The organism is Acinetobacter sp. ANC_7655, assembly GCF_056784015.1.
Genome location: NZ_JBWYJB010000008.1, coordinates 34899 through 59255, shown reverse-complemented (window position 1 = coordinate 59255; position 24357 = coordinate 34899). Strand labels below are relative to the sequence as shown.

Annotated in this window: 20 protein-coding genes and 1 tRNA gene; 11 read left to right on the top strand and 10 right to left on the bottom strand. The window is 38.1% G+C overall.

What is annotated here, in order from left to right; genetic code table 11:
- Positions 1 to 33: 33 nt before the first annotated feature.
- The gene (gene znuD, locus AC1M9N_RS09695; protein WP_481954668.1) at positions 34 to 2181 is read right to left on the bottom strand and encodes a zinc piracy TonB-dependent receptor ZnuD; all 2148 of its coding nucleotides are present in this window, start codon (positions 2179 to 2181) and stop codon (positions 34 to 36) included.
- Positions 2182 to 2361: 180 nt separating this feature from the next.
- Here znuD and AC1M9N_RS09690 point away from each other — a divergent pair, with 180 nt between their 5' ends.
- The 3 genes from AC1M9N_RS09690 (at position 2362) to AC1M9N_RS09680 (ending at position 5391) form a co-directional block, all read left to right on the top strand.
- Positions 2362 to 3132: a DUF4184 family protein gene (locus tag AC1M9N_RS09690; RefSeq protein WP_481609067.1), complete on the top strand. Its 771-nt coding sequence runs from the start codon at positions 2362 to 2364 to the stop codon at positions 3130 to 3132.
- 147 nt (positions 3133 to 3279) lie between these two features.
- Positions 3280 to 5064: an aspartate--tRNA ligase gene (gene aspS / locus AC1M9N_RS09685; protein WP_035265578.1), complete on the top strand. Its 1785-nt coding sequence runs from the start codon at positions 3280 to 3282 to the stop codon at positions 5062 to 5064.
- 108 nt (positions 5065 to 5172) lie between these two features.
- Positions 5173 to 5391: a hypothetical protein gene (locus AC1M9N_RS09680; protein WP_481954667.1), complete on the top strand. Its 219-nt coding sequence runs from the start codon at positions 5173 to 5175 to the stop codon at positions 5389 to 5391.
- A 27-nt stretch (positions 5392 to 5418) separates the two neighbouring features.
- Here the strand turns inward: AC1M9N_RS09680 and AC1M9N_RS09675 are convergent, their stop codons facing one another.
- Genes AC1M9N_RS09675 through AC1M9N_RS09655 form a run of 5 tightly spaced genes read right to left on the bottom strand, consistent with a single transcriptional unit; the run spans position 5419 to position 9817 of the window.
- On the bottom strand, positions 5419 to 6390 hold the full coding sequence (locus tag AC1M9N_RS09675) for a glycosyltransferase family 2 protein (protein WP_481954666.1): 972 nt from the start codon (positions 6388 to 6390) through the stop codon (positions 5419 to 5421).
- Entirely contained in the window at positions 6377 to 7450 is a 1074-nt protein-coding gene (locus AC1M9N_RS09670) for a glycosyltransferase (protein WP_481954665.1), read from the bottom strand. Before AC1M9N_RS09670 ends, AC1M9N_RS09675 begins: the two co-directional genes overlap by 14 nt.
- Before the next feature lie 19 nt (positions 7451 to 7469).
- Positions 7470 to 8273, bottom strand: coding sequence for a glycosyltransferase family 25 protein (locus tag AC1M9N_RS09665; protein ID WP_481954664.1), 804 nt, complete (start codon positions 8271 to 8273; stop codon positions 7470 to 7472).
- 3 nt (positions 8274 to 8276) lie between these two features.
- A complete protein-coding gene (locus AC1M9N_RS09660) occupies positions 8277 to 9020 on the bottom strand; it encodes a hypothetical protein (protein WP_481954663.1) in 744 nt (247 codons plus the stop codon).
- Between the two features lie 26 nt (positions 9021 to 9046).
- Entirely contained in the window at positions 9047 to 9817 is a 771-nt protein-coding gene (locus tag AC1M9N_RS09655) for a hypothetical protein (RefSeq protein WP_035265587.1), read from the bottom strand.
- Between the two features lie 168 nt (positions 9818 to 9985).
- Between AC1M9N_RS09655 and AC1M9N_RS09650 the strand changes: the two genes are divergently transcribed.
- Positions 9986 to 11155 carry a nucleotide sugar dehydrogenase gene (locus AC1M9N_RS09650; RefSeq protein ID WP_481954662.1) on the top strand — a complete coding sequence of 390 codons (1170 nt, stop codon included), beginning with the start codon at positions 9986 to 9988 and terminating at the stop codon, positions 11153 to 11155.
- 38 nt (positions 11156 to 11193) lie between these two features.
- On the opposite strand, the gene AC1M9N_RS09645 is transcribed toward AC1M9N_RS09650, so the two are convergent.
- The 4 genes from AC1M9N_RS09645 to AC1M9N_RS09630 form a co-directional block, all read right to left on the bottom strand.
- Complete coding sequence (locus tag AC1M9N_RS09645) at positions 11194 to 12120, bottom strand: branched-chain amino acid transaminase (RefSeq protein ID WP_481954661.1); 927 nt, start codon at positions 12118 to 12120, stop codon at positions 11194 to 11196.
- A 34-nt stretch (positions 12121 to 12154) separates the two neighbouring features.
- Positions 12155 to 14896: a bifunctional [glutamate--ammonia ligase]-adenylyl-L-tyrosine phosphorylase/[glutamate--ammonia-ligase] adenylyltransferase gene (gene glnE / locus AC1M9N_RS09640; RefSeq protein ID WP_481954660.1), complete on the bottom strand. Its 2742-nt coding sequence runs from the start codon at positions 14894 to 14896 to the stop codon at positions 12155 to 12157.
- Positions 14897 to 14961: 65 nt separating this feature from the next.
- Positions 14962 to 16242, bottom strand: a complete 1281-nt coding sequence (locus AC1M9N_RS09635; RefSeq protein ID WP_481954659.1) for a sensor histidine kinase — start codon at positions 16240 to 16242, stop codon at positions 14962 to 14964.
- A 358-nt stretch (positions 16243 to 16600) separates the two neighbouring features.
- Positions 16601 to 16687: transfer RNA gene (locus tag AC1M9N_RS09630), tRNA-Leu, on the bottom strand.
- A gap of 182 nt (positions 16688 to 16869) precedes the next feature.
- On the opposite strand from AC1M9N_RS09630, the gene queA reads away from it, so the two are divergent.
- The 7 genes from queA to secF all read left to right on the top strand — a co-directional run bounded on the left by queA (position 16870) and on the right by secF (position 24329).
- Complete coding sequence (gene queA, locus AC1M9N_RS09625; RefSeq protein ID WP_481954658.1) at positions 16870 to 17907, top strand: tRNA preQ1(34) S-adenosylmethionine ribosyltransferase-isomerase QueA; 1038 nt, start codon at positions 16870 to 16872, stop codon at positions 17905 to 17907.
- 70 nt (positions 17908 to 17977) lie between these two features.
- The gene (locus AC1M9N_RS09620; protein ID WP_481954657.1) at positions 17978 to 18952 is read left to right on the top strand and encodes a hypothetical protein; all 975 of its coding nucleotides are present in this window, start codon (positions 17978 to 17980) and stop codon (positions 18950 to 18952) included.
- 24 nt (positions 18953 to 18976) lie between these two features.
- Positions 18977 to 19546: a LemA family protein gene (locus AC1M9N_RS09615; protein WP_481587159.1), complete on the top strand. Its 570-nt coding sequence runs from the start codon at positions 18977 to 18979 to the stop codon at positions 19544 to 19546.
- Positions 19547 to 19831: 285 nt separating this feature from the next.
- Complete coding sequence (tgt, locus tag AC1M9N_RS09610; protein WP_035265598.1) at positions 19832 to 20962, top strand: tRNA guanosine(34) transglycosylase Tgt; 1131 nt, start codon at positions 19832 to 19834, stop codon at positions 20960 to 20962.
- Positions 20963 to 21059: 97 nt separating this feature from the next.
- Complete coding sequence (gene yajC, locus AC1M9N_RS09605) at positions 21060 to 21389, top strand: preprotein translocase subunit YajC (protein WP_481954656.1); 330 nt, start codon at positions 21060 to 21062, stop codon at positions 21387 to 21389.
- A 53-nt stretch (positions 21390 to 21442) separates the two neighbouring features.
- Positions 21443 to 23344 carry a protein translocase subunit SecD gene (secD, locus tag AC1M9N_RS09600; RefSeq protein ID WP_035265600.1) on the top strand — a complete coding sequence of 634 codons (1902 nt, stop codon included), beginning with the start codon at positions 21443 to 21445 and terminating at the stop codon, positions 23342 to 23344.
- Positions 23345 to 23351: 7 nt separating this feature from the next.
- Positions 23352 to 24329 (top strand): protein translocase subunit SecF, encoded by a 978-nt coding sequence (gene secF, locus AC1M9N_RS09595; protein ID WP_481596076.1) that lies wholly within the window; start codon positions 23352 to 23354, stop codon positions 24327 to 24329.
- Positions 24330 to 24357 lie beyond the last annotated feature (28 nt).

Below are 24357 nucleotides of genomic sequence, written 5' to 3'. Positions count from 1 at the left end.
AGCATTAAACTGTTTTTAACACGTTGAATTAAATTAGAACCCGTATTCAACGCCGACGGTAAAATTACGTCCAATTTGTGGAATATTCGATAAAAATGAATTGTGCGAATAAACCTGATCATCCAACAAGTTATTTGCTTTTAAATAAACCCGATAATCGTTGCGATTGTTTAACTGCCCAGCATAAGACACACCAACATTGACCATGTTATAACCTTGGGTTTCTTTTTCAAAGTCAGCAAATTTATCTTGCGTGAATACATGATAATACTCAGCTAAACCAGACCAACCATCAGCAAAATTGGTTTCCACCTTTGTACCAAGTCGTCCAGCAGGAACACGTGGAGCATTTTCCCCCTCTATCTTGCCTCTTACATAATCACCAAACACACTCACCTTGTAAGTATCATTAATTTGATAGCCTAGCTGAGCCTCAGTTCCATAAAAACGTGCCTTATCCTGCGTATATTTAAGTCCACGTAAATTGCCTTGTTGAGCTACAGTTGCACCATAAATATAGTCTTCAAACCAATTGTGATAAACATGAACATGATAATCGAGCTGATCACCTTCATAATGGAGACCCAACTCTAGATTATTTGATGTTTCCTTATCAATATCTGGATTACCTAGCTCATATGTGTTTGTTGCAAAATGAAGACCATCTGCATATAACTCTTGAGCTAGCGGTAAACGTTGTTGATGAGACCCCACTAGAGACAACTTATAATTTGGCGCGAACTCCCAATTAGCTGCAGCTGATCCTGAAACAGCAGTCCCTGAGTAGTTCTTTTGATTGGAATCGACATCAATTTTTTGATGGTCTACACGAGCGCCCAATTCGACATGCACAGGACCAATCTGTTTATGTTCTAGTGCAAATAAACTGTACTTATTGGTTTTTGTATCCGCCATCAGAACATCATGACTATGACCATGATGTTCATGATCGTGATCACTATGATCATGGTCACCATGATCAACTTCATCATGGTCATGTCCCTCAGGCGCATTAAGTTTTATTTTTTGCTGAGATGCTTGTACACCTACAACACCCTCCCAACCTAACAACGGTATATGAACCAACTCTAAACGACCATCATAACCCTTACTTTTAAAGTTACTAATAACTTCATTTTCTTCTAGTTCATCATGCTCGTAATCTGTAAAACTTAAATGAGCTCGCAGCTTTTCAAATCCTTTTAATGGATCATTTAATTCAGTTCGCAAATCATAGCGTTCAGATTTTAAGTCAACCCATGGACCTGCAGCATTTTCGTGTTCATGGTCGTGCGCTGAATTAGGTGGTGGACAATGGAAATGATCTCCATGCAATTCACATCCATGATATTCATGACTATGACCAGGTAATCCATATTTATCTTGTCGATTACTATATGACAGCCCCACAAAACCTCGATCATGGATCCATGAGCCGCCGACATTAACTGTTTGACCTTCTGAGAAGGTATTTTCTACACGTTTAGCACTTTCACGATGAGGCTCTGTCTCACCCTCATGATGATGTTCAGTGAAGTAACCTTTGAAAGGGATATAATCACTGGCTTTATGCTTCGTGCCTTCAACACGAAGTGCAAAATTTTCACCTATAGCTGCTGTTACACCTGCACTCGCAAGTTTTTCATCACTCCCAGAGTTGTAGCGGACGCCCACTTGCCCCTCTAGACCATTAGCTGGCATTTGTGTCGGTATTTTTTGATCAGTCACGTTGACTAAACCACCCACAGTTCCAGCTGCGTACAGTAATGTTGAAGGTCCTCGGATAACTTCCACTTGCTTCGCCAAAATAGGATCAACCGTTACGGCATGGTCAGGAGAAAGTGTTGATACATCTGCAGTTTCAGAAGCATGCTGTAAAACTTTTACACGCGGTCCATCTTGGCCACGAATCACAGGACGACTTGCACCTGTTCCATACTGATTAGAATAAACACCCAACTCATCGGCTAACGCATCACCTATGGTTGTTGGTCTTTCAGATAATTTTTTTTGATCAATTACATGATCCGCTACAGCGAAGTCAGCAGCTGTTTGAACCAATGGATGTGCGGTAGAAGAAATTGTATCTAATTGAACATTTTTTTGTTTTTGATCAGCATGTGCTGCGGATGCTATCACTGCCAAGACGGAGGCAGTAATGATATTTTTATGAAAGTTCATACGACAAGCTCAAAATTCGAGAATTTACAATTATTGTTATAATATAACATTTCAACCAAACTTCAATCATATTTCATTCATTTACTCCAAATTAATTACCTTCATATAATTAAACCAATGGGTTACATATCAATGTTAATCTATAAAATTCGGATAGCATTTTTTTGATATATTTCAGCAATGCCCTTTACAATTTCACATGCTGTACTCGCACCAATTTTGCATAAAGCATCGAAAGGAACACTTCCTATTTCTGCTCTAGCAATTGGTTGCATGGTCCCTGACTTATTTCGTCTTTTTACAGACGAACATATCCAAATCTCACATCAATGGAGCGCATTGCTATATCCCAATTTATTGGTGGGAATGGCATTCTGTCTATTATGGTATGCACTATTACGACCTACTTTTTTTAGATGGGTTGGTATTTACAATCCCTTAAAACTCTCGAACTTTAGATCTGTCTTTCAATTCTTGGTGCTGATCAATATTTCATTAATCTTGGGTATCAGCAGTCATATCCTTTGGGATGGTTTAACTCATGTTGATTACAGAACCTTTGCTTTTCATGACCTATTAGCTAAACAAATCAATCTTTTCGGACAACACTACCCCCTCCATCGAATTTTACAGGTCGGTACCTCTATTATTGTTTTGCCCTTTATTTTATGGTTTGCAAAACAGTATTTTTGTACTTACCGTCAATCATTCAGAGTAACCCGTTCTATCACTATTTTTGCTGTGGTATCCGTGCTAATTTCAATATTAGGTGGATTATTTGGATTTATTCATTTCTACTCTAATTACAATACAGCCATTTTAAATGACCTATATGGTTACATTGGCTTCTCAATTAATTATTTCTTTAGAGGCTTTCTATTGACGTTTGCGATTTGTACGCTTGTTTTTCAAATCTTAGATCAATTGGAATTATTCGAAGGATCGTCTTAATTTTAAATTTGCATTAAATAATAGTGCTTTCATAATCTTCTCCTTGTGACTGTAGTCTCAAAGAGGCATAATTCACCCTTTGTATAAAGGCGTTACGCTGTTTACGTATACGCTTTCATTAACCCATATAGTTGGATTTTTAACGCTATGATGCGAACTCATTACTGCGGTTCATTAACCGAAGCTCAAATTGATCAAACCGTTACACTTTGCGGATGGGTACACCGTCGCCGTGACCATGGTGGTGTAATTTTCCTTGATATGCGTGACCGTGATGGTCTAGTTCAAGTGGTTATTGATCCTGATACACCAGAAGCTTTCGAAACAGCTGATAAAGCTCGTTCTGAATTTGTATTAAAAATTACTGGTCGTGTTCGCCGTCGTTATGCTGGTACTGAAAATGCCAACATGGTGAGTGGTCAAATCGAAGTATTAGGTAAAGAAATTGAAGTTCTAGCAGCGTCTGAAACTCCACCATTTCCATTAAATGATGATAATACTAATATTTCAGAAGAAATTCGTTTGAAATATCGTTTCTTGGACATTCGTCGTCCAGAAATGTTAGAGCGTTTACGTTTCCGTTCTAAATTAACAAACCTTATTCGTAACTATTTCGAAGAAAATGGATTCTTAGACGTTGAAACACCTATTTTGACACGTGCGACTCCTGAGGGTGCGCGTGACTATTTAGTTCCAAGCCGTGTATCAAATGGTAGTTTCTACGCTCTTCCGCAATCACCACAGTTGTTTAAACAATTGTTAATGGTGGGTGGTATTGATCGTTATTACCAAATTGCTAAATGTTTCCGTGACGAAGACTTACGTGCTGACCGTCAGCCTGAATTTACACAAATCGACGTTGAAACATCGTTCATGAGTGACGATGACATCATGGATTTAATGGAACGTTTAACAGTTAAGATGTTTAAAGAACTTCTTAATGTTCAATTTGATAAGTTCCCACGTATGACCTATGCAGATGCAATGCGCGACTATGCGTCTGACAAGCCTGACTTACGTATTCCACTTAAACTCGTTGACGTTGCAGATTTAATGCAAGACGTAGAGTTCAAAGTATTCGCTGGCCCTGCTAAAGATCCTAAAGGTCGTATTGTTGCATTACGTGTTCCAGGTGCAGGCTCTCTTCCACGTAGCCAAATCGACGAGTACACTAAATTTGTTGGCATCTACGGTGCAAAAGGTTTGGCGTATATCAAAGTTAACGAACTTGAAAAAGGTATCGAAGGCTTACAATCTCCTATCGTGAAATTCATCGAGCCAATCGTTCTTGATCTATTAAAACGTGTGGGTGCTGAAAATGGCGATATCGTATTCTTCGGTGCAGATAAAGCGAAAGTTGTAAACGATGCAATGGGTGCTTTACGTATCAAAGTCGGTCATGACATGAAGATGGCAACTTGCGAGTGGGCACCACTTTGGGTTGTTGATTTCCCAATGTTTGAAGAAACTGATGATGGAAAATGGACTTCTGTTCACCACCCATTCACGCTGCCTAAATCTAGCGTAGAAGAAGTGAAGAACAACCCAGGTGCTGCATTGTCTGTTGCTTACGATATGGTACTTAACGGTACTGAAATCGGTGGTGGTTCGCTTCGTATTCATAACCTAGAAATGCAAAAAGCAATTTTTGAAGCTTTAGGTATTGGTGAAGAAGAAGCAGAAGAGAAATTCAGCTTCTTATTGAACGCTTTACGTTATGGTGCACCTCCACACGGTGGTTTGGCATTCGGTTTAGACCGTCTTGTGATGTTAATGACAGGTGGTTCATCAATCCGTGATGTGATTGCATTCCCGAAAACGAAAACTGCGGAATGTCCTTTAACACAAGCACCTGCACCAGTTGAATCAACTCAACTTCGTGATCTTGGTATTCGCTTACGTGAAAAACCAAAAGCTGAATCACAAGAATAAAGTTTTGTTGATCTAAATAAAAACCCTGCAACTGCAGGGTTTTTTATTTCATTGAGATACATGCTTAAAAATGGCATAATCGCAGAAAATATTTAAGAGTTCATTCATATGGCTATGCGTCCTGATGTTCGTCGTCATACAATCATTATTATTGTATTTTGCATTGTACAATGGGCATTTATGCGTTATATCTTGAATGAACAACTATTTAACCTCAGTACTTATCAGCGTATCGTGTTCTTTAGTACGAGTAGTTTTATTGCCGCATTTGGTTCAATCGCTGCATTGATTTATATGGTGATTAAAGGAAATACGGATAATAAATAATAGAACACTGTAAATACCCTATTATATTTATTTATGTTTCCTAAGTCCTAGCCAATTTTTGTATAGGTAAAAAAATTTAGGGGTTTTCAACATCCACCTTACTTTCCAATGCAACTCATTTGAATTATTTTTAATATAATTCAAATCTTTAAACTTAATTGAATTGATAAAACAACAATACTTTTTAAAATTCATTTTTATATAATTATTAAATAATCCTAATATTAAATGAATATACACTTGTTTAAAATGACACTTATCACGATTGTCTCTAAACAAATCCACCCCATAAAATAAACTCTCTAAGTGTTTTTTATTAACACTACAATTACTTATACTAGATGGTCTATACCTATAAAAAATTAATGTTTTATTTAATTCATAAATTTTTATATTTTCATTATATAAAAACGGCACAGCAAGCATATCTTCAAAATAATAACCTTTAGGAAATCTAATGTTTTTTAATAAGTCTTTTTTATAAACCCTCAACCATGCATACCACTTGTTTTTTTTAAAAATTCTCTTTAAGTACTCTTCATTTACATTATTAATTAACCCTATTTGATCAGCTAATACAAGTGGTTTTTGAGTTAAAAATTTGTTTTCCTCGATCGCATTAAAATGTATAAGATCAACATTCTTGTTATGATCAATCACATTAATAATTTCTTCTATATAATCATTTAGGACATAATCATCAGAATCAATAAAAGATACATAATCACCTTCAGCTAAATCAACACCATTATTACGTGCCATACTTAGCCCTTGATTATCTTGATCAATAATCCTAATATTTTTTTTAAAGGATTGTTTATTTAAAAAATTCTTTAAAATATCAATAGATCTATCTTTTGAACCATCATTAATAAAAATACATTCCACTTCCGTAGTTAATTGACTATAAAGTGATGATATACAGTCTTCAATATAGTCTTCTACACCATAAACAGGAATAATGACAGATAACTTGATTTTTTCTTCAACTTTGTGCACTACAATCACCAAGGCTTAAATATTCATCAACAGCCGTTTGAACTTTAAATTTTCGAGATAAAGCAGGATTATAGATTTTATCGCATGATGAAATTTCAGACATCTTACTAGCTAGCTTATCAATATTACCAACCGGAACTAAAAAATTTTTATCTAAAATTTCACTAGGACCAGATGGACAATCCGTACTTAAAACGGGCGTATTTAAAGCTAATGCTTCTAAAATTGCAATACTAAATCCCTCAAAGTCTGAGGACACGACCATCGCTTGTGCATGTTGAATAAATGGATACGGATTATTTTGAAAGCCGAGAAAGTGAACTTTATCCGATACCCCTAGTTCTTGGCATAAACGCTGATTGTCAGCCATCAGCTCGCCTGTACCCACCAAGACTAAAGGCAGATCCAGCTGTGCTTGTGCATACGCACGAATCAACACATCATGACGTTTTTGCTGCTTAAATTTTCCAACATTGACCAAATAGGGCTGAGGTAGATCAGGAATAAATTCTGATGCTGCGTGTCGAACAGCATCGACATCAATTGGATTATAGATTGTCTGAACCCTGCTATCAGCACCAAAAATATCTTTAAAATCAGCTTCCACCCCTTGGCTAACCGCCACACAGGGCTTGGCTAAATACACTTTGCCCAACTGCTTTTTAAAGGCCTTAGTCAGACGTTGACCATACTCCAAACTAGTGGTGTTATGAATCACAAAATGTACATTGGGCAACTGACTACGACTTAAAATAAAATCGACTGGATATAAGTTGGACAGTACCAAATTTGGCTCACCAATCTGATGACGCACAAAGCGATCAAAGGCTTTGGCAGCGATACTTTGGCGCATAAATTTAGGTATGCCACGAAATTTTTGATAATTAAAGAAGTGTGTCTTCACTCCATCAGGAATAGGTAAATCTATAATATCTTTGAAATAAACAATATGTGCTTCATGCCCTGCATTATTTATTCCTTTAGCTAAAGTTAATGCGAAACGTTCAGCACCATTACCTTGTAAAGTAAAAATAGCAAGTACAACCTTTTTTTTCTTCATAATTCGATATTCAATATTGTTAAAACTGTGCCTTATCGAGACGAATAAATCGCTTTTGCGCTTTAAATATAACTTGCATATAGCGATATCCCATAGCCAACTGACCGATGATCCGTCTCTTTCTAAATACTCTTTTTTCCATAGCAGAAGAATAAATTGGCTTGTGATGTTCTGAACGTCCGATCACTGACTCAAACTGCTCAGCAGGTACAAGACCATAAGCTACCATTTGATCTTCTTGAATAATTGCGGCTGGCTCAGCTTGTAAACTCTTCAATCCATAATGGCTAAAAATAAAAGCATCAGCAATTGCAGGTGAGGTTTCTGCTAAACGTTGTAATAACTTCTTTGCGCCGGATGGATAGAGTAAATATCCTGCTGCACCTGTTCGGTCTTGATATAGATTATATAGTGCAGTTTGTCCAGCGACTAATTGATATTCTGGCTTTTTAGAAATAATTTTTTTACGACTACGTACTTCAAAATTAATTAAATCTATATCTTTAAAATTATAATTTTGTATTTCTTCAAGTAACTGAGGAATATGACATGATAAGACTGCATCATCCTCTAATATCAATGCTGGTTCATTAGTTTTAATAACAGTTTCCCAAGCTTTCTGATGACTCAAAAAACATGCTACTTCCACCTTACGCAAAGGTCTTTGCCAACCAAACCCTAATAATTGATATAGTGAATCATCGATATCATCAACTGATACAGCAGCTAAACGCTGAAAAGATAAACCCAAATCATCAAACTGTTGAGTCTGAAAAGCCAAACGCTCTTTTGAACGCTCAAGATTTATAATCAAGATCTGCATGGATTACCACCAACGTGTTTTTTCACGCGTATGTCTTTTTTTAAAACGCACATAGACAGTATCATTAACGTCTTGATTAATCCGCTCAAAAATTTCAATAACCAATTGACCTAATGGATGATCAGTACATATCTGGTCTAAACGCCAACGCATATTTCTCAATGTATCATCAGTACCCACTGCAAAAGCAGATGTACCATCAAATAGAGCATAACGTTGTGACTGTAAATGATTTAGACACTCTAGATTTTCTTCCATCTGATGATCACATAAATAGCGTTCCGTTTCCTGAAGCTTTAAAGTATTAATAAGAACCACAGCATTCATCAAAATTGCTTTCAGAAGAGAATCTTCATCATGATCAATGAAAGTATCACACGCTGAAATTAACCATCGTATATTTAAGGATTTCAGTAAAAAATCTCGCTCTTTAAGCCATAAAGATTTAAATTTTAGATAGTTATCTGTCGTATCAACATCTCGGCGCACCAATACAATTAGACTAGCATGATAATGATTCAACGCAGGTTGACCTACGAACTCATCTTTGAGCTGCTCTATATGCTGCTTCAAATCTTTCGCTGATCCATGGGTATAGCGTGTTTCATCACCTTCAATCAAGTTTTCTTTCAACGCATTAATATCTATACCTTCAAATTGCGCATAGACCTCATCTGCACCAAAACGACGTTGATGCCGACTAAAGGAGAACCATTGTTCGAATTTACTTTTTTTTCTAACAGGCATTATAAACCACCATTAAAAGGCAACTATTATTGCCAAGCATCCTTAATCCATTGACTTGGCAACACATAGCGGTACCATTTACCACCGCCACCATTCACAGCATCAGGTGGATTAATCTCACCATGGAAAATAATAATTTTAGCACCTTCAGGTTTTACTGGTGGCTTAAAAAACGCCATTGGGATTTTTTGTAAACAGTGATATTTATAACTTTTACACCAGCTATCTGGCCAATAGGTTTGCTTCGCATGTTTATCTACATACCATGACAAATAGGCTTGTTCATTACGGAATTTTTTTCGGATCTCATCAAAGTTCTCACGAAAATATGGTAATAATCCAGGGAAAGCGCCCAATTTAAAACGATATACTGAGCTATTACCTGTGATTCGCCATGGTCGTTTCCAGTCGTGAATAATTAAAAAATCACCTGGATAAGTGAAAAAATCATCCATGTTATCAACGATAACAACATCCAAATCTAAAAATAGCGCGTTACCCTTTAAGCCATATAAGTCAGGCTCAAAAGTTGAAAGTTTGTTCCAACCACGCTCAGGCGCGCCTTCAGGCAATGCTAAGGGTGGAATAGGAAAGCATTTAACATTTGGATCAATTCCTTCTGTACGGTCAGTGAGACAAACCATCTGGAAATCAACAGTCGTGTGTCGTTTCACCATATTGTAAAGACGATTCACATACTCAGAACCATATTTGGTTCCCCACTTCATACACAAAACAATGTTCTGTTCTTGTGCAATCTCTTCTTCTAATAAGACATTGTTTTCATGTATTGACATGCCGTTTTATTCCACCTAATCAATAGCTGCATCATACCACAGAGTTAAAATATTCTTGAACGATAAGAATTCAAACTCGTCAAAATTGAAATCAAATCTTCATTAAATTGTCACGTCTTAGAAACCCTATTTTGTCAAATTAAATTTAATCTGGCTTGAACTAAAATAATGAAAATTACTATTGTCGGCACTGGGTACGTCGGTCTCTCAAATGCGATGATTTTAGCGCAACATCATGAAGTCACCGCCTTAGACATTGATCAAAATAAAGTAAATTTATTGAACAAGAAAATCTCACCTATACAAGACACAGAAATCTCTGATTTTCTAAGTAATAAACCATTAAACTTTAAAGCAACAACTAATGCTGTGGATGCATATTTTCAGGCAGACTATATTCTTATTGCGACACCAACTGATTATGACCCTACAACCAATTATTTTGACACTTCAAGTGTTGAATCTGTGATCACTGAGATTTTAAGTATCAATCCATTAGCGACGATCATTATCAAATCGACAGTTCCTGTAGGTTACACCCAACAACTAAAAAGTAAATTTGAAACACAGAATATTATATTTTCACCTGAGTTTCTCAGAGAAGGAAAAGCATTGCTGGATAACTTATATCCTTCAAGAATTATAATGGGTGAAAATTCTGAACGAGCACATCAATTTGCAAACATGCTCATAGAGGGTGCTTATAAAAAAGATTGTCCAGTCTTGTTCACTGACTCCACCGAGGCAGAAGCAATCAAACTTTTTGCAAACACCTATTTAGCTATGCGCGTTGCATTCTTCAATGAACTAGATACTTACGCTCAAATATACCGATTGGACACTCGCCAAATGATCGAGGGTGTTTGTTTAGATCCTCGAATTGGTAAATTTTATAACAATCCATCATTCGGATACGGCGGATATTGTCTTCCTAAAGATACTAAACAATTACTCGCCAACTACGACCAAGTTCCAAGCAATTTAATTCAAGCCATTGTAGACGCGAATATTACTCGCAAAGATTTTATTGCACAGTCTATTTTGGAGAGATACCCTAGCGTTGTTGGGATATATCGTTTGGCCATGAAAAGTGGTTCAGACAATTTTCGATCGTCAGCAATACAAGGTGTTATGCGTCGTCTCAAAGCACAAGGAATCAAGATCATTATTTACGAACCCACACTTTCAGAGAAAAAATTTCAAAACTCAAAAATCATCAAAACACTGGAAGAATTTAAAAAAAGAGCAGATTTAATTATTAGTAATCGTCATTGCGATAAACTAAATGATGTTGCAGATAAAGTGTATACCAGAGATATTTTTGGTAAAGATGATTAAAAAAGGACTCAATTGAGTCCTTTTTTTCAAAGCATTAATTACTTCACATATGTTAACCAGTGAGCATATTTAGGGTCTTTACCTTGTACGGCATCGAAGTATGCTTTTTGGATTTGTGTTGTGATTGGACCACGAACACCTTCACCGATTTGACGATCATCATATTCACGGATTGGCGTTACTTCTGCCGCTGTACCTGTAAAAAATGCCTCATCAGCGATATAGAATTCATCACGTGTGATACGGCGCTCTACAACGTCATATCCAAGGTCTTTCGCAATCGTAATAATGGTTTGACGAGTAATACCATCAAGAGCACCACCAGCGATATCAGGGGTATGAATCACGCCATCACGCACTAAGAATACGTTTTCACCTGAACCTTGACACACATAACCTTGTGGATCAAGTAACATTGCTTCGTCATAACCTGAGTGCGCAACTTCTTGGTGTGCCAAAATAGACAGCGTATAGTTTCCTGATGCTTTCGCCTTACACATCGTCACGTTAGGGTGATGGTGTGTAAAAGAAGAAGTTTTTACACGAATACCCATCGCCATTGCTTCTTCACCAAGGTAAGCGCCCCAGCTCCACGCAGCAACCACTGCATGAATTGTATTATCCGTCGCTGCAATACCTAGCTTTTCCGAACCAATAAAGATAATTGGACGTAAATAGCAAGAAGCTAATTTATTTTCACGCACCACATCAATTTGAGCTTGTTCTAATGCCGCCTGATCAAACGGAACTTTCATTTGATAAATTTTGGCAGAGTTTAAAAGACGTTTAGTGTGTTCTTTTAAACGGAAAATTGCCGTTCCATTCGGAGTTTCGTAGGCACGGACACCCTCAAACACACCCATACTGTAGTGTAAAGTGTGTGTTAAGACGTGAGTTTTTGCTTCACGCCAATCAACTAATTGTCCATCTTGCCAAATAAAACCATCACGATCAGCCAAATTCATGACCTAAACTCCAAATTTTTATACACAGTCATTTCTATCCAACTACTGATGCAGTTGGATCTATTAATCTTTGCCATAGCTTGCAAACGACCTTACGGGTATCGAGCCAATTCGCAGCACTCACTTGCATGGATTGATTTGCAAGGGCTAAACGATGACTCTCGGCACGTTCACGGAGATAAGCTTGAATCAATGCTGTCGCATCGGCGCTGGATAAGCAGCCAGTTTTTGCGGCATCCTCAAGGATTCGTACATTGTCGGAGTAATGGGCGAGATCAGGATTCGTCCCACTCCATGCTAATACTGCATACTGTGCCATAAATTCGATATCAACGATACCACCTGCATCCTGTTTTAAATGAAAAATTCCATCTTTTTTTTGCTCATTTGATGAGCCTAAATGGTCTTTCATTTTTTGACGCATTTTTAGCACTTCTGCTCTCACCGTTTCTTCATTTCGAGGCAAAGTTAAAATACGACAGCGTAATTCCTCAAACTTTTCTCTTAAGCTTTGCTCACCCGCTATACTACGCGCACGAACAATCGCTTGATGCTCCCAAAGCCATGCATTTTTAAGTTGGTATTGCTCAAAAGCCTTAAGGCTTGTGACGAGAAGCCCAGCTTCTCCTGAAGGACGCAATCGTGTATCAATCTCATACACACGACCATCTAAAGTTTGGGTTGTCATCAGCGACATGAGCTTTTGCCCAACACGCATCGCAAATTCAAAACCACTAATTGGTTTCAAGCCATCTGTATCTGCCTGCTCATCCATATAGTGGATAAAGACTAAATCAAGGTCTGAACCATACCCAAGTTCAATACCGCCTAATTTCCCATACCCAATGACACTGAATGCCATATGATTTTTTGAACAACGTTGACCATCTGCATCTACTGGGTAACCATGTTTTTTTGCTGTAATTTGATATGCTAAATTCAAAGTTGCTTGAACTGAAACCTCAGCAATATCGGTGAGCGCATCAGACACACGCATCAGTGGACTTTCAGCCAATACATCACTTGCTGCTACAGTCAAAACATTCGATTTTTTAAATAAGCGCAATACGCGCATTTGATCTTCCACTTGATCAATTTCAATACGCAGCAGCTGCTGTCTGAGTGAATCCTCCAAATCTTGGCGTTTAGGTAACTCAAAATCCATCGATAAAAACTCATCGAGTAAAACTGGATAATGAGTTAACTCTTCACAAATCCATGGGCTTACAGTCGCCATTTTAACGAGTCGCTGTAATGCTCCTTTACTTTCAATTAACATCACCAAATAGACTGTTCGCCGCATCACAGATTCAACCAGTGGCATCAGCCTTACCAAAGCGACTTGTGGATTATCCGATTCAAGAACAGCTTGAATCAGATGAGGCCAAAACTCTTTTAAACGATTAACTGCTTTAGCGGGTAATTTTTTTATGGCATGTCCATACCAAAATTCACGAACCAAATTTTTAGCAGACTCATCTAAAACTTCATTCAATTGCTGCTCTATTTGGCTAAAGCTTTCAACCAATGGATCTACTTCTTTTTCTTTAATTAAATGCTCAAACTGATAAGTTACTATAGCGCGCTTATCATTGAGAACATTTAAGAAAGCATCCCAACTCTCAAATCCAAGTGTCTCTACGATGCGATTTCTTTGGTCAGGTTCTGTAGGCAGTGATTGCGTTTGTTGGTCGTTCAACGCTTGAATGGCATGTTCCACACGACGCAAGAATAAATAAGCATTTTCAAGCTCATCCACCACTTCAGGTTCAAGTAATCCAACAACCCCCAAATGATGTAGACTCACTAAACATTGACGGTCTTGTAGCTCAAGTTTTGAACCACCATAAATCAACTGGAAAACTTGAACGATAAACTCGACTTCACGAATACCACCTGCACCAAGTTTAATATCATCTTCAATATTTCTACGTTGAACTTCACGCTCAATCATCGCTTTCATTTCACGCATCGCTGCAAAAGCGGTGTAATCCACATAACGGCGGAATACAAAAGGTCGAGTCATTTCCAGAAGCTCATCCCCTTCCTTTCCTCCTGTAACAATACGCGCCTTTATCCATGCATAACGCTCCCACTCACGTCCATGTTGACTGAGATACTTTTCGAGTGCCGCATGACTGATTGCAAGTGCTGAACCATCACCCCATGGTCGTAATCGCATATCCACTCGGAATACAAATCCATCTGCGGTGATATGTTCCAACAAATAAATAATTTTTTGCCCCCAAAGGATGCAAAATTGCTGAACATCAATACATTTACGACCATTGGTTTCACCTTGCTCATCGAAGGCAAATATAAGATCAATATCACTGGATAAATTAAGTTCCTGAGCCCCCAATTTACCCATTGCAATCACGATAAGGTCTTGAAGCTTACCGTTATAGCCGATCGGCTCTCCATGTTTGGCTTGCAATGGACGATAAGCGAAGCTTTTGGCTGCATCAATACTGGCATCGGCAAAGTCTGAAAGCTCACGAGTCAATGTAATAACTGAAATGAGGCGGTTCGCATCCTGCCAAATCCACCGAAACATTAAACGTGCTCGCAAAATTCGAATTTTTTGCATCCATTCTTTTTCATCCTGAATGTCATCAAGTTCTTTTTGTACAATTTGATAGATTTGTTCAGTACTTAAAAATTTATTAAATTGATCAGATGAATAATCTTGTTCTAATAATGTTTGATGTAAATTATAAACTTGTTCCGCGTATTGACTGGCTCTAAGAGTTTTTTGCAACTGATCAGCATTCATTTGAAAAAAAGCCTGAATAAATCTAAAACTCTTTTATATCAGTCCTTACGCAATTTGTGGACTATTTAGTTCACTTTTTCCAAAGATGTTTGATTACTCGTATTTGGGGTGGCAGGTAACGCTGCATGAGTGTCTGCTTCAGGTAATATGACTTTAAAAGTCGTACCTTGACCTTGTTGAGAACTGACACAAATTTCACCATGATTCAAATCAACAAATCTTTTACATAACACCAAACCTAAACCAGCACCTTTTTCACCAGATGTACCACGAATAGATACCTTCAAATCCGGTTGAAAAAGCTTCTCAATTTGCTGTGGTGTCATACCTAAACCTGTATCTCGAATGGCAATTTCGACACCTTGATCGCATTTTGATGCTTCGATATAAACTTTTCCAGTTCCATCCACATGAGTAAACTTCAAAGCATTGGATACCAAGTTTTGAATCACTGATGTGATCATATTAATGTCGGCAAAGATTTTTAACTCTTGCGGCACACTTTCAATTAATTGAATATTTTTTTTCACAGCCAACGTGTTTAAAACATCAAAAACGATTTTTGTCACCTGTTTAAGCTCAAACTGAATAGGGTGATAGACAAATCTCCCACCTTCAGCCATTGCCCAATTTAATAGGCTTTCCAATAAGTTATAAGTCGATTGAGCGGTATCATGTAGATACTCAGCGATATTCTGTACACTGTCCTCATCCAAACTTTCACGCTCATTGGCCAATACATCAGAAAAACCTAATAAGCCATGAAATGGTGCGCGTAAATCGTGTGCAATGATTTGAAAGAACTTTGTTTTACTGAAATTAAGCGCCGATTGTTGTTCATATAATTCTTTGAGTTCCGCATAATCCGAATGAAGCTCTAATATACGAATTAAGCTCATTGAGAAATCATAAACCAGTTCTAAATTTTGATCATCAAAAGGTTGGTGCTGATTATCAAATAAAATCACTTGACCAATTGAAAAATCATCATTCACTTTTAAATCAATGGCTATAATTCGCTCGTGATCAACTCCGAGTTGATGAATATGTGCTGAAAAAGATGAATAATTAGGATGATCACGACTGATCGAAGTTTGACCCGCGAAATATGGTAATAATTTTGCTTTTTTATTGGCATTAAAAGCTTTAAATCCATTTGGAGAAGAATGCCACACATATGGTTCATCATGAAAAGCTAAGATTGCTGACTCCGCATTTAAAATGCCACGCGCAAATCTTAAAAAACTCTCAAGTTGATTTTTTGGCGTTGATACACCGAGTAAAAGAGACATTTTGCAGGCACTGAGCTGATCAGCTTGATCGACATCTATAAATTCTATTTTCATGTCTACATCCTGCCATGGAGTAAAGGGGAATAATGATCGATTACATTTTATTTTTTCATTTCACAGTAAAGAAATGAAACCTTATTTCATCAAGACTAATACATTCTCAAATATTAAGAAAGTGCATTTTTGAGGGCTGAATATCTAGCTAAAGCATGAGTCGTACTTTATAAAACGTAAGCGTCTAGTGAAGATCGATTGAATAAACCATAACTATTTATTATTAAAATAAAATTTACTCAATCCTTATCTTATATTATTCATCAAATCTTCATTTGAAATTTTAAAATTCCTTTATTTATTTAAAACAAATAAAAAGGCCCTCAAGTCTGAATATGCTTGAAGGCCTTTAAGTATTTGGTCCCGAGGGTCGGACTCGAACCGACACGTCATCTCTGACAGCGGATTTTGAGTCCGCCGCGTCTACCAATTTCACCACCTCGGGAAAGGTTGTGTTCGGTATAATATCGTTTTTCTTTTCTTTGTCAATGCATAACCTGACTCAAGCGCCTATTTTTAAATCAATAGCATGCATTATGCTTTTTTAACCACCAAACTCAACTCGAACTGGGCAAAAAAAGCATATACTAATGCCAAAATTTTTGCTGATTCCATTTTTATATTCTTATGCAACTTTCTGATTTTAACTTTGAACTCCCTGACGAACTTATTGCCCGTTACCCTCTTGAAGAGCGAAGCGCTTCTCGCTTACTTCATCTTAAAGCCGATGGTCAATATGACGATCACCAATTTACCGATATTTTAGACCTGTTTAATGAAGGTGATTTATTAGTTCTCAATGATACTAAGGTAATGAAAGCTCGCTTGAAAGGTAAGCGTGCTTCGGGTGGTGCGATTGAGGTTCTGGTTGAAAGAATGCTTGATCAATTTATTGCTCATTGCCATATCAAAGCAAGTAACTCACCAAAACCAGGTGCTGAGCTTTTTGTCGGATTAGATGAGGTTAAAGTTACGGTTCAAGGGCGCCATGAAAATCTCTATGTGGTGGAATTTTCCAAACCAATCTTAGATGTATTGGATCAGTATGGTGCATTGCCTATTCCACCTTACTTCAACCGAGAAGCAGAAGATATTGATACTGTTCGTTATCAAACCGTATTTAATGATCCTACAAAAATTGCTAGCGTTGCTGCTCCAACGGCTTCTCTACATTTTGATGAACAACTATTAAAAAAACTTGAAGATAAAGGTGTAAACAAGACATTTGTCACCTTACATGTGGGTGCAGGTACCTTCTTACCAGTACGCACCACTGATATCGAAAATCACATCATGCACAGTGAATGGTGCCAAGTCAGCGATGAAGCTATGGCGTTGATTAAGGTGACTAAAGATCGAGGCAATAAAGTGATTGCCGTCGGAACGACTGCAACACGGGCAACTGAAAGTGCGGCTCAAGCCAATGATGGCCAACTGAAGGGCTGGACTGGTGATACTCAGATTTTTATTTATCCTGGTTATGAATTTAAAGTAGTAGATCGCTTAATTACTAACTTCCACCTTCCAGAATCAACATTATTAATGCTTGTCTCAGCCCTGTCCAATCGTGATTATATTTTGAATGCGTATCAACATGCTGTAAAAGAACGCTATCGTTTCTTTAGTTATGGTGACGCAATGTTGATTGACCAAGCAAAAGATTAGGATCTGATCTATGCCGATTGATTCTGTTCAGCAACTGCTTCACCTTCGCACCCGAAAGAACAAGCAAATTATGGCCAGTGTTGATCGGCTTTGGGCTCTTGGACGTTCTGCTCAACATTCTGATGACATCCTGCAAGGATTACATCCATGGGGTTCGAATACCCAACTCTTTTTTCACAATGGCATACCTAAATTTTTAGTTACGCTTGCCATCATATTCAGTGTTTTTTCGCTCTTTCCTATTTTTGACACATTAAAATGGATGGCATATAGCGCATCGGCGATACTTATCCTGATTGCATATATAATTTATGAACCGAATAAACCTATTCATGAAGTGATTTCATTTCTTGAAGAGCGAATGATTGGTTTTAAATTCGGTATAGAAGCTTATTCAACGCCATCACACCTTGGAACAAATAGACATAACACCTTGATCATAAGTCAGCTAAGGCAAAAATTTCCTTTGTTTAACGAAGGTAACCATGCCAATGATATTTTAAAGTTTGCCTCCACCACATGGAAAAACGCGCAAAATCAAGATTTTCCTGTTATGCTTTTTCATTACCGATTTATTGATGAAATCAATCTGCCTGAGCAAAACAAAACACCACAAAAATTAAAAAAAATTGAACGTCATCATTGGGGCGTATTTGTATTTGATATATCACCACTAGGATTAGCGACAACCAGTAGAAAGAAAGGGTTCACAGCACCATATACAGAGCACTGGGAGAGCAGCGATTTAGAGCTACGTAAAAAAGTTCAGATTTACGGTACAGACCGCTTACAACTCGCAAAGATCATGACGCCATCAACCACACTCAAACTAATTGAATTTTATCGACTTCACCAGGGCGACTTAATTTTCCACCCTCATGACCAAATCATGTGCTATTTGGGAGAGCGCGATTTATTTGAAGTCACGCACAAGCTTGAAATCAAAGACATTAAAAATATATCCGCTTTGCGCGGTTACTTAAGAACATTAACCATGCCAAATTATCAACAACTCAAACAGAGCATGCTAAACTTAGTTGCATAATAACGATCATATTAGGTAATGCGTGTGGGCTTATTCATTTTTCTTTCCATCTTTGTTTTGATTATTGTTTGGGGAATATGGGTTCGAAATAATATCGTTCGATATTTGAATGCTTCTCAGCGTGCTTGGTCAGATGTCGCAAATTTTGAACGTCAGAAAATTAAAACATTAGAGCATCTTGAGCAAAATTTATCTCAATACACTGAGTTTGAAAAATCAACATTAGAAAATATCACAGCCTTACGCCAACAAATCCTAAATCTCAATACACAATCAACTGATGTAGCTCAGCTTCAGCATATTGAAGCGCTAAGTCAGTCGTTAATGAAAAGTTTAAATGTGGTTGTTGAGAATTATCCAGATCTCAAAGCTGATCAGCTTTACAACCAAATGATGCATGACATTCAAGAGCAAAATGAAAATGTCAGTGCTGCAATTTCAATATTCAATCGAAATGTCGAAGAGTTTAATAACTTGATTCAAATTTTTCCAAATAACTTAATCAACAGTATCAGCCTCGCAAAGAAACCTATTCGCCCATTTACAGATCATCAAGCTCAACAAAATTTTGATTATCGCCCTAATTTCAAATAAGGATTCCACCTTAAAAAGTGGCAATATCTTAGAGAATCACGTTGTTTATCCATTACGATTTATTCATATTAAGATATGCTAAAAACTGTATAGCTGGGCAAAAAATAAGCAGATATCTTCATTGTTTAGCAAGATCATGAATCTCTTGTAATTTTTCATAAACAAAAATCCAAGTCGTTAAGAATAATGTAATTTTTCTAGCATAAACTGCGCGAATCTAGGAAAATAGAGCGCTTTATCGCTATCAATCAGCGAACTGTTTTTTCGCCTCGATTTGGACAATTTATGAAGTTTGAAAAATTAGGTCAGTCTGGTCGCGCTCGACGCGGACGCTTAACCTTGGAACATGGTGTCGTTGAAACACCGATGTTTATGCCTGTCGGAACTTACGGTACTGTTAAAGGCATGCTCCCACGTGATATTGAAGAAATTAAATCACAGGTCATTTTAGGAAATACCTTTCATTTATATCTACGCCCTGGTCTAGATGTCATTCGTGAGCACGGTGGTCTACATGGTTTTATGAAATGGAATAAACCAATTTTGACTGACTCTGGTGGCTTCCAAGTATTTAGCTTAGGCGCAATGCGTAGTATCAAAGAAGACGGCGTAACATTCCGCTCTCCAATTGATGGCTCTAAAGTCTTTCTTTCTCCTGAAATTTCGATGGATATTCAACATACATTGAATTCAGATATCGTGATGATTTTTGATGAATGTACACCCTATCCAGCGACTCACGAAGAAGCTCAGAAATCTCTACAACTTTCATTGCGTTGGGCAAAGCGTTGTAAGACTCAACATCATGATGTGTTAAAAAACCGCAATGCTCTGTTTGGTATTATTCAAGGCGGCATGTATGAAGACCTCCGCCAAGAATCACTAAATGGATTAAAAGAAATCGGTTTTGATGGTTATGCGATTGGCGGTCTTTCTGTAGGCGAGCCAAAAGAAGAGATGATCAAGGTCCTTGATTATCTTCCAGAGCAAATGCCTGCGGATAAACCACGTTATTTAATGGGTGTTGGCAAACCAGAAGACATCGTTGAAGCTGTTCGTCGTGGTGTAGACATGTTTGATTGTGTAATGCCAACTCGTAACGCACGTAATGGACATTATTTTGTTACGGACGGTTTAGTGCGTATACGAAATGCGAAATACCGCCATGATCAAAGCCCACTTGATCCGCATTGCGATTGTTACACCTGTACCAACTTTACCCGTTCGTATCTATACCATTTAGAAAAATGTGGTGAGATGCTTGCATCAATGCTTGGCACAATTCATAACCTTCGTTATTACTTGCGTTTAGCAGAAATGATGCGTGATGCATTAGATAACGGAACATTTGATGATTTTGTTCACGATTTTTATGCACGCCGTGGGCTTGAAGTACCTCCTTGTCCGCAAGATTAATACATCAGTATTTGCGCTGAGCAAAAAGACAATGTAAATTGCTGAACAAGCCGATTTTTTATCATCTTTTTTGATATTTTTAGTTTAGGAAAATGAAATGAGCCTTTTTATTTCGACTGCACACGCAGCTGGTGAAGCTGCACAACAACCAAGCTTAGTTGCTAACTTATTGATGATTGCAGTATTCATTGCAATTTTCTACTTCTTAATTTGGCGCCCTCAAGCAAAACGTGCGAAAGAACATCGCACTTTGGTTGAGAGCTTAGGCGTTGGCAGCGAAATCGTTTTTGCAGGCGGTTTAATGGGCCGTATTACTAAAATCGAAGGTGATTTCGCTGTGGTTGAATTAAACCGTGGCAACGAAGTTAAAATTCAGCGTGCAAGTGTGATTTCAGTATTACCTGAAGGCACTCTAAATAACCTTTAATTATAAAATAGTCGTGCAGCTGCACGACTTTTTTCATTTTAAGAAGAAAGCGAATGCGTTACCCAGCATGGAAATATTTACTCATTCTAGTTGTACTAGTCGTGAGTACATTATATGCCCTGCCAAGTTTGTATCCTGATGAACCAGCTGTCCAAATTTCTGGTGCAAAAGCTGGTTCTGTCATTGATGACACAGTGATTCAAAAAGCAGAGCAACTATTAAAAAGCAACAATATCCAATCCCACAATAACAGCTTTACTCAAAATGCTGCCCTTCTACGTTTAGACAGTTCTGAAGCCCAATTAAAAGCAAAAGATATCCTACGTGAAGGTCTGGGTGAAAACTATGTTGTTGCATTAAACCTCGCGCCAACAACACCTGAATGGTTACAGAAAATCGGTGCACGACCAATGAAACTTGGTCTTGATTTGCGTGGTGGTGTCCACTTCCTCCTTGAGGTGGATATGGACAAAGCGATTGCGCAGCGCATGGAAACATCGGCTGCTGATTTGCGACGCGAATTCCGTGAGAACAAGATCAAATTCAATAGTCTTTCATTGAATAACAATGCGATCACTGTTCAATTTGCTAACAATGAAGATCGTGCAGCAGCGATGGATCAACTTCGTCGTAACGGCAATAAATATACTCAACAAGCACTTGCAACTGAAAATGGTGCCAGTCTTCGTTTAACCTATACAGATACCACAAAGCAAGAAATTCAGTCGTATGCGTTAGATCAAAACTTAACAACACTTCGTAATCGTATTAATGAACTTGGTGTTGCAGAAGCATTGGTTCAAACCCAAGGTAGCAACCGTATTGTGGTTGAATTACCAGGTGTCCAAGACACAGCTGAAGCAAAACGTATCTTAGGTCGTACAGCAAACTTAGAATTCCGTTTGGTGTCTGATCTAAATGATCAATATATTGATCCTTATTCAGGGAAATATAATGGTCAACCCTTACCTCCAGGGACAGAAGTATTCGCCTATGAATCTTTAGACAGTGGTCGTGAACTTTTACTTAACCGTAATCGTATTCTGACGGGTGAGCGTGTACAAAATGCTTCTTCAGGCTTTGGACAAGATAGTGGTACAGCAGAAGTTAACATTACCCTTGATAATGCAGGTGGTAAGTTAATGTCAGATGCGACTCGTAGCGCTGTTGGTAAGCGTATGGCGGTACTGTTCATTGAGAATAAACAACGTATCAGTTACGTTGAAGATCCTGAAACAGGTGCACAAACTGAAGTACGCACACCATATACTGAATCTGTCGTCATTAATGCAGCAAATATTCAAGCAGTACTGGGTTCACAGTTCCGTATTACTGGTTTAGATTCACCCCAAGAAGCAGCTGAGCTAGCTTTAATGCTTCGTGCAGGTGCGCTCGCTGCGCCAATGTACTTTGTTGAAGAGCGTGTTATCGGTCCAAGCTTAGGTCAAGAAAACATCGATAAGGGTGTACTATCCACTCAAATTGGATTCATCTTGGTCGCAATTTGGATGGTGGTATTCTTCCGCTTATTCGGTGTCATTGCGAACTTCGCTCTAGTATTCAACTTAGCAATGATCTTGACGGTTATGTCTTGGATCGGTGCTTCATTAACGCTGCCAGGTATTGCAGGTATCGTTATTACCATCGGTATGGCGGTGGATGCAAACGTTCTAATTTGCGAGCGAATACGCGAGGAAATCAAATGGGGAGCATCGCCTAAACAGGCGATTGTTGCAGGTTATGATCGAGCTTATAACACCATCTTTGACTCGAACTTAACCACATTCCTTGTTGCATTTATCCTCTTTGCCATTGGTACTGGTCCGATCAAAGGATTTGCCGTGACACTCATGATTGGTATTGTTTGCTCGATGTTTACTGCGATTACAGTAACCCGTGCAATTGTACAGATCATTTACGGTAAAAAACGTAACTTGAAAAAGTTGAGCATTTAGGAGATCTATCATGACTGAAAATACTCAACTCGAATCAAAACAATACGGCCGTCCAGACAACGAACGCGTAATTCCTTTCATGAAGATTGCAAAGCCAGCAGCTTGGCTTTCAATCATCCTGACTATTGCAAGTATCTTCTTTATCGCGACTAAAGGTCTGAATTTAGGATTAGACTTTACTGGCGGTGTTGCAGCTGAACTGAATTATGCCAATCCTGTAAAACCCTCTGAAGTGACGCAAGCATTAAGTGATGCGGGTTTTAATGATGCGGTTGTTCAAACCTTAGGTTCTGAACGAGATTTAATGGTTCGTATGCCCGTACAAGAAGATATTGAAGCGGAAGATCTAACCAAATCAATTACCACCGCAGTTCAATTAGACAATAATACCGTGACTGTACCTAAGGTAGATGTTGTTGGTGGTCAAGTCGGAAACGAACTTTACATTAAATCAGCAGGTGCTGTGGCTTTGGCTCTGATTATCATGCTGATTTATGTGACGATTCGCTTCGAATTCAAGTTGGCAATGGGTGCAGTTCTATCGCTATTTCACGATATTATCGTGACTCTTGGTATTTTTGCATTGATGCAGTGGCCATTTGACCTAACCGTTTTAGCTGCTCTTCTAGCGATTATTGGTTTCTCATTAAACGATAATATTGTTGTCTCGGATCGTATTCGTGAGAACTTCCGTAAAATTCGTGGGGCAGAACCTCTTGAGATCATCAATATTGCATTGACTGAAACCTTACGTCGTACCATCCACACTTCGATGACGCTATTGCTTGTGGTCGTTGCTATGATGATCATGGGCGGCGATGGTTTGAAATGGTTCTCGATTGCAATGTTTGTCGGTGTTTTTGTCGGAACATATTCTTCGATTTATATCGGTACTGCATTTGCATTGTGGCGTGGTCTGAACCGCCAAGACTTTATTGTTCAAGTAAAACCTGAATTTGAAGAGGAAGAAGAAATTCCTCAATAAACATTCAATACAAAAAGCCCATCAAATG